The organism is Psychromonas sp., assembly GCF_047632955.1.
Classification (GTDB): domain Bacteria; phylum Pseudomonadota; class Gammaproteobacteria; order Enterobacterales; family Psychromonadaceae; genus Psychromonas.
On sequence record NZ_JBLIED010000029.1, the window covers coordinates 1 to 11,928 of the forward strand.

The following is an 11,928-nucleotide window of genomic DNA, read 5'->3' on the forward strand; positions in this document are numbered from 1 at the left end:
ATAAAGGTAAATGGTTGTACGGCATATTGATAGGTTTGATGACAGTTTTAATTCGTGTCGTCAATCCAGCTTTCCCTGAAGGTATTATGCTGGCAATTTTATTCGCCAATTTATTTGCGCCACTATTCGATTATTTTGTGGTGCAAGGGAATATCAAACGGAGGTTAGCGCGTAATGTCTAATAAAGAAACATTCGGTAAAACGATAGGGGTTGTGCTGGCGGTCTGTTTGGTTTGTTCAATCATTGTTGCAGGATCTGCTGTTGGTCTTCGCGAAACGCAATTAGCGAATAAAGCGAAAGATAAACAGAATAATATTCTTGCTGTCGCTGGTTTACAAACGGATAAGTCAAATAAAGAAATATTTTCTTCTAACATAGAGACGCGTTTAGTTGATTTAAGTACAGGTAACTTTGCTCAAGATGTCACTGCTGCTGAGATCACTGATTATGATCAGCGCAAAGCGGCGAAGGATCCTAAGCGAAGTAGCAAACTCAGTCCTGAAGAAAATGTTGCAAGCATTGGCCGCGTGGCTGATTTAGCCACTGTTTACCTTGTTTCCGATGACCAGGGTAAATTGCAGCGTCTTATTCTGCCTGTCCATGGAGCAGGTTTATGGTCAACTATGTATGCTTTTGTTGCTCTAAAAACAGATGGTAATACTATTGAAGCCATAACTTATTATGAACAGGGGGAAACACCGGGATTAGGTGGAGAAGTTGAAAATCCGCGCTGGGTCAAACTTTGGCCGGGGAAAGAGCTATTTGATGCTCAGTGGAACCCTGCAATTAAAGTGGTAAAAGGAGAAGTTGCAGCAGATTCCAAGCATGAAATCGATGCTTTGTCAGGGGCGACATTAACCAGTGCCGGTGTTCAAAATACTTTTACTTTTTGGTTCGGAGAGCAGGGTTTTGGTCCATTTCTTAATAAATTTCGCCAAGGAGCGCTAACAAATGGCTAAATCTAATGAAATAAAGGCGGTTTTAACCTCGCCAATAATAAGTAATAACCCCATTACCTTACAGGTTCTTGGGATTTGCTCGGCGTTGGCCGTAACAAGTAAATTAGAAAACGCCGTGGTAATGACGCTTGCAGTGCTTTTTGTAACTGCATTTTCTAACTTTTTTATCTCTATGATTCGTAATCATATTCCCAATAGTGTACGTATTATTGTGCAGATGACCATTATTGCGTCTTTAGTAATTGTTGTTGACCAATTCTTAAGAGCATATGCATTTTCGGTCTCTAAACAATTATCGGTTTATGTGGGTTTAATCATTACTAACTGTATTGTAATGGGGCGGGCAGAAGCGTTCGCGATGAAGAATAAACCCATCGCAAGCTTTATGGATGGCGTAGGAAATGGTTTGGGTTATGGCTTGATTCTTGTTCTTGTTGGCGCTTTTCGTGAGTTGTTTGGTTCCGGTTCTTTATATGGCATCGAAATCTTACCGCTAACCTCGAATGGCGGTTGGTATCAAAGTAATGGTTTGTTGCTATTAGCGCCCAGTGCTTTCTTTATTGTTGGTGGAATTATCTGGGCTGTCCGTACTGTCAGACCAGACCAAGTCGAGCCTAAGGAGTAACTTAAATGGAACATTATCTTAGTATATTTGTGCGTTCTATTTTCATGGAAAATATGGCACTGGCTTTCTTTTTAGGCATGTGTACCTTCCTTGCGGTTTCCAAGAAAGTTAAAACCTCGATGGGCTTAGGTGTCGCGGTTATTGTTGTGCTGGGTATTTCAGTACCAGTTAACCAGATTATCTACTTTAAACTACTCGCGCCAGGTGCTCTCGCCTGGGCCGGTTTACCCGCCGCTGATCTTAGCTTTTTAGGTTTCATTACCTTTATCGGTGTGATCGCGGCATTGGTACAAATTCTGGAAATGGTATTAGATAAATACTTTCCGGCTTTGTATCAGGCGCTCGGTATTTACCTGCCGCTTATTACCGTTAACTGTGCCATTTTTGGTGGTGTAGCCTTTATGGTACAACGCGAATATGACCTGATAGAATCAGTTGTTTACGGTATTGGTAGTGGTGTTGGTTGGATGTTGGCTATTGTTTTGTTAGCGGCTATCCGTGAAAAAATGAAATATTCAGACGTACCAGCAGGGTTACGAGGATTGGGTATCACTTTCATAACGGCTGGACTAATGGCAATAGCTTTTATGTCTTTCTCCGGTATCCAGCTGTAATCGTTTAACATATCGAGGGGTTCGCCCCTCTTAAAACAAGGAAAAAGTCGATGGAAATATTTCTCGGCGTAGCCATGTTTACCATTATTGTTTTAGCCTTAGTCGTGATTATTTTGGCGGCTAAAGCAAAGTTGGTAAGCACAGGCGATATTGAAATATCTATTAATGATGACACGGATAAAACGGTTATTACTGAAGCTGGCGGGAAACTGCTGGGGGCTCTGGCAAATTCAGGAATCTTTATCTCTTCTGCCTGTGGTGGTGGTGGTACATGTGGTCAATGTCGCGTTAAAGTTAACTCAGGCGGAGGAGATATCCTTCCCACTGAGTTAAATCATATTAATAAATTGCAGGCAAAAGAAGGTGAACGTTTAGCTTGTCAGGTCAGTGTTAAAGAAAACATGAACATTGAATTACCCGAAGAAATTTTTGGTGTGAAGAAATGGGAATGTACTGTTATCTCTAATGATAATCAGGCCACTTTTATCAAAGAGCTTAAATTACAAATACCTGACGGTGAGACTGTTCCATTTAAAGCGGGTGGTTATATTCAGATTGAAGCACCTGCTCATCATGTGAAATTCAGTGATTTTGATATAGAAGAACAATATCGCGGCGACTGGGAGCATTTTGGTTTCTTTAAACTGGAATCAAAGGTTGATGATGAGACCATTCGTGCTTATTCGATGGCAAACTATCCCGATGAAGCCGGCATAATCATGCTCAATGTTCGCATAGCAACACCACCACCAAGAGATTTATCATTACCTTGCGGTAAAATGTCATCGTACATTTTCAGCTTAAAAGCGGGTGATAAGGTCACTATTTCCGGCCCATTTGGTGAGTTTTTTGCTAAAGAGAGTGAAAATGAAATGGTCTTTATCGGTGGCGGTGCCGGAATGGCACCCATGCGTTCACATATTTTCGATCAGTTCGGTCGTCTAAAAACCAAGCGTAAAGTCAGTTTCTGGTACGGTGCACGTTCTAAACGAGAAATGTTCTACGTAGAAGATTTTGATAGCATTGCAGCTGAAAATGAGAATTTCCAGTGGCATGTGGCCTTAAGTGATCCGCAAAAAGAAGACAACTGGGACGGTTATACTGGTTTTATTCATAATGTGTTGTTTGAAAACTACTTAAAAGACCATGAAGCACCGGAAGATTGTGAGTACTACATGTGTGGTCCACCAGTGATGAATGCAGCTGTTATTGCGATGCTTAAGGATTTAGGCGTTGAAGACGAAAATATCTTACTTGATGATTTTGGCGGTTAATTTTAATGGTTAAATCTTTATCACACTGGCTGGCCTTAATCGGGCTGGCCTTTTTTCTTTCGTCATGCGCTAAAGTTGGCCCGCAGCTTGTACTTGTAGAGGTACAGGGTAATACCATGGGCACATATTATCAGGTCAAATATGTGTTAAATGCGAAGCAGCAGGACGACAGTCGATTTTTGCTTAAAACGATAAAATCTGAAATTGATCGACGATTGGAATTAGTTAACGATCAAATGTCGACCTATCGTCCGAATTCTGAATTATCCCGTTTTAATAAAGCGGAAAAATCCTTAGAGGTGTCTGCGGCAACGCGCAAGGTGATTGAAGCATCGTTAACATTATTTAAGCAGAGCAATGGGGCCTTTGATGTGACCGTCGGACCACTGGTTAATTTGTGGGGCTTTGGTCCGGACAAAAAAGCCGATAAAATTCCCTCAGCACAATTGATTGCCGAAAAACAAAAAATAGTCGGCAGCCGCTATTTGAGTGTTAAAGGCAATACACTTTATAAAGCAATTCCCGAGTTGTACGTGGACTTATCAGCCATCGCTAAAGGTTATGGTGTGGATGTTATTGCCGAGTATCTGCGGGAAATTGGTCTTAATAATTACCTGGTTGATATTGGTGGTGAATTAAGCTTGAAAGGGGAAAAACCTCAAAATAAACCCTGGATAGTCGCTATTGAGCGACCCGTCGCGGGTCAAAGTGTACAACGGATAATAAATGTTGGGGATAATGCGATAGCAACCTCGGGTGATTACCGTAACTATTTTGAGTCTGATGGCATACGTTACTCGCACACTATCGATCCAAAGACCGGCAAACCAATTAGCCACAAGCTGGTATCGGTGACTGTTATAAACAAAAGCAGTATGATAGCAGATGGTTTAGCGACCGCAATAACGGTACTTGGGCCAGAGTCTGGATTAGCTTTTGCGGAAAAATACAATTTAGCCGTTTATTTGCTGGTTAAAGAAGGTGATAATGTTACCGAATCTTATAGTTCTGAGTTTGTACCTTTTTTTATTGAGGAGAAAAAATGATTTATTTTTTGGCAACCTTTACGGTTTTTTTACTGGTTGTGATGGGCATGGCAATAGGTTACATTTTTGATAAAAAAACCATTGGCGGAAGTTGTGGTGGACTCGCCACCGTTGGAATCGACAAAGAGTGCGACTGCCCGGAGCCTTGTGATAATCGCAAAGAGAAAGATGCACAGCAGCTTCGAACTGATAAATTAACAGCAGAGCTGCGTATCATATAGCGTTTGGCTTTAACCATAACCGGCAATAATAAGAGCGGGGCAGTTTGCCCCTCTTACTGAACAAACAGCCGAACTTAGCAGTTTGATTGTTTGTTTTTAGATTTTTGCAACCAACTGTCCAAAGCGTTAGCAAAGTTTTGCTTTTCTTTGTCTCCAAACTTACCGTGACCGCCGCTGATCTGCCCCATGCTTCTTAACTCTTCCGATAAATTACGCATTGCCAGACGCTGGCGAATGTTTGCCTGCGTATAAAGCTCTCCTCTGGGATTAAGTGCTGTTATCCCTTTCTCAACAATTTCAGCAGCCAGCGGTATATCCTGTGTGATCACCAGATCATTCACCAGAGCATATTTGCTAATATAGTTATCTGCCACATCAAATCCCTGAGGGACCTGCACGGTTTTGACCAAATTCCGTCTAGGAATAGGTAAAGGTGAATTAGCAACAAAAACCAATTCAGTGGCCGTTCGCTGACCAGCTCGCAATACCATCTCTCTTACCGGTACCGGGCAAGCATCTGCATCAATCCATATGGTCATTAATAATCCTTATTAAAAATAATGCTACTATAACAAAAAACTTCTCGTAGACTACATTGATAAAAAAACAAGTAATATAATGTATCGATATTGATTTAAAGTTGATTCTGAATTCATGTTAGTTTTTTGCTAAATAGCAGTTGACTACCATTAGAAGACATATATAATTAGTGCAGCTTGTAAGTTCGTTTTATATTTATGTTCGATGTTCCGTATTATGTACCGAATCCTATACTTCATAAGTAATAGCAACACTTCTAGCAAACTGCCTTGAACACAAGGTTGAATTACTCTAAATTAAATAGGTTACAATTATGTCTACAACTACTGGTACAGTAAAATGGTTCAACGAATCTAAAGGTTTTGGTTTCATCGAGCAAGAAAATGGTCCTGACGTATTCGCTCATTTCAGCGCTATCTCAAGCACAGGCTTCAAAACTTTAACTGAAGGCCAAAAAGTACAGTTTACTGTTACTCAAGGTCAAAAAGGCCCTCAAGCAGAAAACATCGTAGCTCTTTAATATTGCTTCGATCGAACTTTAATTAGTTCCTTCTATTTGAATAATAAGGTGAGTCATTGACTTGCCTTTTTTTATGCCCGTAAGAAAATATAATCTGTTTACTGAAGTGTGTATAATCGCTTCTACAATACTGACCCGCTAAGGAATAAATTAAATGCGTTTGTGTGATACTCATATTGAAGAATATTTAGATGCCGGAAAAATTGTGATCACTCCACGGCCACCGCAATCTGCAATTTCAGGTGTTAGCGTCGATATCCGTTTGGGTAATGAATTCAGAGTCTTTAGAGAACATACAACACCATATATTGATCTTTCGGGCCCAAAAGAAGAAGTGACTTGCGCACTTGAAAAAGTGATGAGTGAACCCATTATCATTGCAGAAAACGAAGCGTTTTTCCTGCATCCGGGAGAGCTTGCATTAGCAGTGACCTATGAAAATGTGACTTTACCGGCCGACGTTGTTGGCTGGTTGGATGGCCGTTCTTCATTGGCGCGTCTGGGGCTGATGGTACATGTTACGGCTCATCGAATTGATCCGGGCTGGTCAGGGAAAATTGTTTTAGAGTTTTATAACAGTGGGAAATTACCTCTGGCATTACGGCCTGAAATGACCATTGGCGCTTTAAATTTTGAAGTGTTATCAGCGCCTGCAGCCAGACCCTATAACAAACGGGTTGATGCTAAATACCAAGTTCAGCAGGGGCCCGTCGCCAGCCGAATTAATCAGGATAGCTAATACCAAACGCATCAAATAAGTGATCAGCCTTGCTGGTTAAAATCTACCCTATCGGCGTTATGAGCCTTATTCAGAAGGTCCAGTTCTTCACCACTTCGTGGCCAGCTAAAGCTGTTCAAAATCGTTCCATACGATTTTGTGAAAGAAGAATAACTACTTCCTGCAACTCATGCCTTGCTAGTGTTGATTTTTCCTGCGCAATACAAGCTCACATATTTAATGCATTTGGTATGATACCCGTCCGTTTAATAACGTTATCTCACAAAAAACCGATTAATTTATTAATCGGTTTTTTGCGAAGGGCAAAGCGATAAACCAGGCTCAGCGCTGCTCAAAGGCTGTGATTTAAAATCATCAGATCATCCACTTTCTGTCCGCAGTATCACCTTTATTGTCTTGCTGATTGCTGCACCTTCAAACGATTTGGGTATAATTGACTAAAAAAGACCAAAATGCTCTATAGATGGATTTTAACTTAGTTGCCTATCTCTGTATAATACCCACACCGTTGAATTTAATCATATCACCAAGGAATTTTGATGTCAGAGCAAGGATTTACAACAAAAATAGTGCATTCGGACCATCTGCTGGAGTTAGAGCATGGTGCGATACATGCTCCCATCCATAATTCTGTTCCCTATGGTTTCGCCGATGTGCAGGGTTTAATTGATGTTTTCCAAGGTATAAAGCCGGGTCATGCTTACTCGCGCTCATCTACACCTACTATTGATGCCTTGCAGCATAAAATCAAACAGATGGATAATGGCATAGCAACGCTGGTTTTTTCATGCGGCATGTCCGCGATAGTTACCGCGTTTTTAACCCTGTTAAAAAACGGTGATCACCTTATTTGCAGCCATTATCTATTTGGCAATACCAAGAGCATGATTGGCACGCTTGAAGGTTATGGCATTGAAGTTACTTTTGTAGACGCAACTGATATTGAACAAGTAAAAGCCGCACAGCAACCCAATACACGGATGGTTTTTGTCGAAACCATCGCTAATCCGGCGACTCAAATTAGTGCCTTGGATGAGATTGGTGATTTTTGTGAAACAGAAAATTTAGTGTATGTTGTAGATAATACATTGACCTCAAGTTACCTCTTTGATGCGACAAAAGTCAAAGCAAGCCTGATTATTACTTCTCTTTCTAAATATGTTGCCGGACATGGTAATGCCTTGGGTGGCTCGGTCACCGACACCGGATTATTTGATTGGGCAACTTACCCGAATATTTTCGAAGCTTACCGCACGGGTGACAGCAAAATGTGGGGCATGAGCCAAATAAAGAAAAAAGGCTTAAGAGATATGGGGGCTTGTATCAGTTCACAAACCGCACACCTTATTTCCGTCGGCAGTGAAACAATGGAGCTGCGTATGCAGCGCCAGTGTGAAAATGCAGCCGTATTAGCTGAATTTTTAGAACAGCACCCTAAGGTTGCCAAGGTCTATTATCCGGGTTTAAAAAATCACCCTCAGCACCAAGTAGCGAAACGTTTATTTAAAGATTTTGGTGCAATGTTAAGTTTTGATCTTATTGCAGGCGAAGACTGTTGTGAATTATTAAATAAACTAAAACTGGTGATTAGCGCAACCCACCTTGGTGATAACCGTACCCTCGCTTTACCGGTTGCTCCGACAATTTTTCATGAGATGGGACTTGCGATCCGTCAGAAAATGGGCATCAGTGAAACCATGGTTCGTTGTTCCATCGGTATCGAAAACACCGCCGACTTAATAGCCGATTTCGAGCAGGCACTGGCTTAACCGTCATCTGATTAAAATTACGATCTTTTTTTAAACAACCACTTCAAGCGCGCCGTGCTATGGCGCGTTTCTGCATTTAAAAATATCAATTCGTTTTACAACTGACCGTAAAGACCCGGTCTTTTTTTCTTCAGGGGGTAGGATGAAAATACTGACCTTAACTGTTTTTTTGTTGATTTCTTTGTCGGTCAATGCAAAACCGCTCAGTGATCAGCAGTTAAAACTAACCGGTCGTGCGCTAGCTAACTACCAGCTATGTAGCGATGTTGCAGAAGACCGTAATGATCCGGCTATGTTTCATTATTACAACGACATGTATAACGATAGTTTGCGTGCCGGTAAACTGCTTTATATAGGGGGCGTGCAAGTTATATTTACTGAGCAGCAAAAAACGGCCATTAAGCTTGATCAAATAGATAAAGACAGCATAACCCTACTCTGCCTAAGCCGTTTTGATGGTTTATCGAGAAAAATGCAGGAGCAGAAAATGGCAGCAGAAAAAAATACGACTAAAATGTAATTTATGCCTGCTGCAGCTTCAATTTGACTTCATTCAGAGGGGGGGGGAGACGTAAGTCCCCGGCCGGTAGCCATCCAGAATGTTCACTTATTACTTATAACTTTTTATCTCTTAATTATCGGAATGCATTGATGCATAATGTGTCATGCATAAAATCACATAGTGTTAACCCGAAGGAATATCATGAACAAAAATAGATTAACTCACCTCAAGGCGCTTGAGGCTGAATCAATTCAAATTATGCGTGAAGTTGCGGCTGAATTTGATAATCCGGTGATGCTGTATTCTGTCGGTAAAGATTCTTCAGTATTACTGCACTTAGCGCGTAAAGCCTTTTACCCTGGTAAAATTCCATTTCCGTTAATGCATGTTGATACCAACTGGAAATTCAAAGAGATGATTGAATTTCGTGATAACCTAGCAAAAAAATATGATTTTGATTTACTGATTCATAAAAATCCGCGCGGCATGGCAATGGGGATCAGTCCTTTTGAGCACGGCAGTGCTAAACATACGGATATCATGAAAACCGAAGGCTTAAAGCAGGCTCTGGATAAATACGGTTTTGATGCGGCCTTTGGTGGCGCACGCCGTGACGAAGAGAAATCTCGCGCCAAAGAGCGTGTTTATTCTTTCCGTGATAAAAATCATCGCTGGGATCCAAAAAATCAACGTCCTGAATTATGGAACATTTTTAACGCTAAAGTGGACCGCGGTGAAAGTATTCGTGTTTTCCCTCTGTCAAACTGGACTGAGCTGGATATCTGGCAGTATATCTACCAGGAAGATATCGAGATGGTGCCTTTGTACTTTGCCGCAAAACGCCCGGTTGTTGAACGCGATGGCGCGCTTATTATGGTCGATGATGAACGTATGCCGTTAAAAGAAGGTGAAGTACCGGAAATGAAGATGGTCCGTTTCCGTACACTCGGTTGTTACCCGTTAACCGGTGCGATTGAATCTCAAGCAACAACGCTCCCTGAAATCATTCAGGAAATGCTGTTAACCACAACCTCCGAGCGCCAGGGCCGAGTGATTGATAATGACTCCGCCGGTTCGATGGAAAAGAAAAAGATGGAGGGATATTTCTAAGCGCTCCGCGCTTAGAAATAGCTGTCGGTCTTCAGCTTTCTGCGGTCTGTAAAACAATAGTCACACGTAGATTTTGCTCCTTATTTTGAAATGATTTTTTAATTTAGGAATGATTATGAATTTTGAAAAACTAGAAGTTTGGAAAAAGTCAGCACGTTTATCTGCCGAATTATATAAAGGTACCGCAGGTTTAAAAGATTATGGTTTTAGAGAACAGCTTACTCGTTCAGGTTTATCTGTACCAAGTAATATAGCTGAAGGCATGACGCGTAGTAGTAAAAAAGAAAAATGCCGTTTTTTGGAGATTGCTCGCTCGTCAATGGCTGAAGCGAGAACTCAAATTTATATTGGTATTGATATTGGTTATTTATCCTCTACTGAAGGTAAAAATTGGTTAGAACAAACACATCACATTTCGATGATGATAACCGGTTTAATTAAAGCAGTAGAGTCAAACGAATAGCTTTATCTGACAGCTGAGCGCTGACAGCTAAAAGCTTAAAGGATTTGTTATGTCAAACGATTCAAACTTACTTGCGACTGATATCGAAGAATATCTGCGCGTTCATGAAAACAAAGATCTTATGCGTTTTATCACCTGTGGTAGCGTGGATGATGGTAAATCTACTTTGATCGGTCGCTTGTTATTTGATAGCAAAATGATTTTTGATGATCAGATGGCGGCCATTGAAAAAGATTCTAAAAAGTTTAATACCACCAATGAAGATTTCGATTTAGCATTATTGGTTGATGGTCTGCAGTCTGAACGTGAGCAGGGCATTACCATTGATGTTGCTTATCGTTACTTTGCCACGGATCAGCGTAAATTTATTATTGCTGATACCCCAGGGCATGAGCAGTATACACGTAATATGGCAACGGGTGCGTCGACCTGTGATTTAGCCATTATTTTGATTGATGCGCGACATGGTGTGCAGGTGCAAACGCGTCGTCACTCTTATATCTGCTCTCTGTTAGGTATTAAACATGTGGTGGTTGCGGTCAATAAAATGGATGCCGTTGATTACGATCAGGCTGTTTATAAACAAATTAAAGCGGATTACCGTGAATTTGCTAAGCAGTTAAATATTGCTGATATCCGTTTTGTGCCTATCTCGGCATTAAAAGGCGACAATGTTGTTAATGAAAGTGAGCACATGTCCTGGTACCCGGGTTCACCTTTATTACGTCTGCTTAATACAATTAAAATTGAGACCGATACCAACGATAAATTCCGCATGGCGGTGCAATATGTTAATCGTCCGAATTTAGATTTTCGCGGTTTCTGCGGTACGGTAGCTTCTGGTGAAATTCGTGTTGGTGATACGATTCAGGCATTACCCTCGGGTAAACAGAGTAAAGTTAAATCTATTGTTACGTTTGACGGGGATCTGCAAAGTGCCTTTTCGGGCATGGCTATTACCCTGACGTTGGAAGATGAAATTGATATCAGCCGCGGTGATATGATTGTTCGTCCGCATGAAAAACCAGAGTCGAGCAAACACTTTGTCGCCGATGTGGTGTGGATGACTGAAGAAGTATTAAACGTTGACCGTGAATATATTATTAAAGCGGGCACGCACTCTACTTTTGGTTCAGTCGTTGCTATCAATAATAAAGTTGATGTGAATACCATGGAGAAGTGTGAGGCAAATCAGCTGGCATTAAATGAAATCGGCAGCTGTAATTTTGAGGTTGCTGAAGCAGTACATTTTGACAGTTACAGTGAAAATCGTGCCACGGGTGCCTTTATTATGATTGATCGGCTCACCAATGCAACAGTCGGCGCAGGCATGATTCGCGGCTCGGTTGAGGCACTTGCTAAAAAAGAGCAGACATTCAGCCCCTTTGAAGTTGAATTTAATGCCCTTGTTCGAAAACATTACCCTCATTGGGAAGCGAAGGATATTCTGAAAGGCTGATTGTATGGCTTTCAGTCGTCGGCTGTCAGCTGTCTGTTTTCAGCCGTCAGCTGTTAGCTGATTTTCGAGTTTAATGACCTAGTCTG

15 protein-coding genes are annotated in these 11,928 nt (G+C 41.3%); 14 read left to right on the top strand and 1 reads right to left on the bottom strand.

All coding sequences use genetic code 11. The features are described from left to right. The 7 genes from ACJAZP_RS14690 to nqrM all read left to right on the top strand — a co-directional run. Positions 1-182: RnfABCDGE type electron transport complex subunit D (locus tag ACJAZP_RS14690; RefSeq protein ID WP_415231495.1), on the top strand; the 182-nt coding region annotated here is incomplete at its 5' end. Beyond that, positions 175-960 (top strand): Na(+)-translocating NADH-quinone reductase subunit C, encoded by a 786-nt coding sequence (locus ACJAZP_RS14695; RefSeq protein ID WP_415231496.1) that lies wholly within the window; start codon positions 175-177, stop codon positions 958-960. The genes ACJAZP_RS14690 and ACJAZP_RS14695, both read left to right, overlap by 8 nt. Continuing rightward, complete coding sequence (locus ACJAZP_RS14700) at positions 953-1,585, top strand: NADH:ubiquinone reductase (Na(+)-transporting) subunit D (protein WP_415231497.1); 633 nt, start codon at positions 953-955, stop codon at positions 1,583-1,585. The genes ACJAZP_RS14695 and ACJAZP_RS14700 overlap by 8 nt, the downstream gene beginning before the upstream one ends. 5 nt (positions 1,586-1,590) lie before the next feature. After that, positions 1,591-2,199, top strand: a complete 609-nt coding sequence (gene nqrE / locus ACJAZP_RS14705; protein WP_415231498.1) for an NADH:ubiquinone reductase (Na(+)-transporting) subunit E — start codon at positions 1,591-1,593, stop codon at positions 2,197-2,199. 50 nt (positions 2,200-2,249) lie between these two features. Then, positions 2,250-3,473 (top strand): NADH:ubiquinone reductase (Na(+)-transporting) subunit F, encoded by a 1,224-nt coding sequence (gene nqrF, locus ACJAZP_RS14710; protein ID WP_415231499.1) that lies wholly within the window; start codon positions 2,250-2,252, stop codon positions 3,471-3,473. A gap of 5 nt (positions 3,474-3,478) precedes the next feature. Beyond that, positions 3,479-4,519, top strand: coding sequence for an FAD:protein FMN transferase (locus tag ACJAZP_RS14715; protein ID WP_415231500.1), 1,041 nt, complete (start codon positions 3,479-3,481; stop codon positions 4,517-4,519). After that, on the top strand, positions 4,516-4,740 hold the full coding sequence (nqrM, locus tag ACJAZP_RS14720) for a (Na+)-NQR maturation NqrM (protein WP_415231501.1): 225 nt from the start codon (positions 4,516-4,518) through the stop codon (positions 4,738-4,740). Before ACJAZP_RS14715 ends, nqrM begins: the two co-directional genes overlap by 4 nt. A gap of 74 nt (positions 4,741-4,814) precedes the next feature. On the opposite strand, the gene ACJAZP_RS14725 is transcribed toward nqrM, so the two are convergent. Further along, the gene (locus ACJAZP_RS14725; protein WP_415231502.1) at positions 4,815-5,279 is read right to left on the bottom strand and encodes a YaiI/YqxD family protein; all 465 of its coding nucleotides are present in this window, start codon (positions 5,277-5,279) and stop codon (positions 4,815-4,817) included. A 314-nt stretch (positions 5,280-5,593) separates the two neighbouring features. Between ACJAZP_RS14725 and ACJAZP_RS14730 the strand changes: the two genes are divergently transcribed. The 7 genes from ACJAZP_RS14730 to cysN all read left to right on the top strand — a co-directional run bounded on the left by ACJAZP_RS14730 (position 5,594) and on the right by cysN (position 11,842). Next, positions 5,594-5,800, top strand: a complete 207-nt coding sequence (locus tag ACJAZP_RS14730; protein WP_372881855.1) for a cold-shock protein — start codon at positions 5,594-5,596, stop codon at positions 5,798-5,800. A gap of 154 nt (positions 5,801-5,954) precedes the next feature. After that, positions 5,955-6,539, top strand: coding sequence for a dCTP deaminase (gene dcd / locus ACJAZP_RS14735; protein ID WP_415231503.1), 585 nt, complete (start codon positions 5,955-5,957; stop codon positions 6,537-6,539). Between the two features lie 539 nt (positions 6,540-7,078). Further along, entirely contained in the window at positions 7,079-8,308 is a 1,230-nt protein-coding gene (locus ACJAZP_RS14740) for a cystathionine gamma-synthase family protein (RefSeq protein WP_415231504.1), read from the top strand. Positions 8,309-8,450: 142 nt separating this feature from the next. Continuing rightward, a complete protein-coding gene (locus ACJAZP_RS14745; protein ID WP_415231505.1) occupies positions 8,451-8,828 on the top strand; it encodes a hypothetical protein in 378 nt (125 codons plus the stop codon). Positions 8,829-9,011: 183 nt separating this feature from the next. Further along, the gene (gene cysD / locus ACJAZP_RS14750; RefSeq protein WP_415231506.1) at positions 9,012-9,920 is read left to right on the top strand and encodes a sulfate adenylyltransferase subunit CysD; all 909 of its coding nucleotides are present in this window, start codon (positions 9,012-9,014) and stop codon (positions 9,918-9,920) included. 115 nt (positions 9,921-10,035) lie between these two features. Continuing rightward, positions 10,036-10,383: a four helix bundle protein gene (locus ACJAZP_RS14755; RefSeq protein ID WP_415231507.1), complete on the top strand. Its 348-nt coding sequence runs from the start codon at positions 10,036-10,038 to the stop codon at positions 10,381-10,383. A 49-nt stretch (positions 10,384-10,432) separates the two neighbouring features. Next, positions 10,433-11,842, top strand: a complete 1,410-nt coding sequence (gene cysN, locus ACJAZP_RS14760) for a sulfate adenylyltransferase subunit CysN (protein WP_415231508.1) — start codon at positions 10,433-10,435, stop codon at positions 11,840-11,842. Positions 11,843-11,928: the final 86 nt, after the last annotated feature.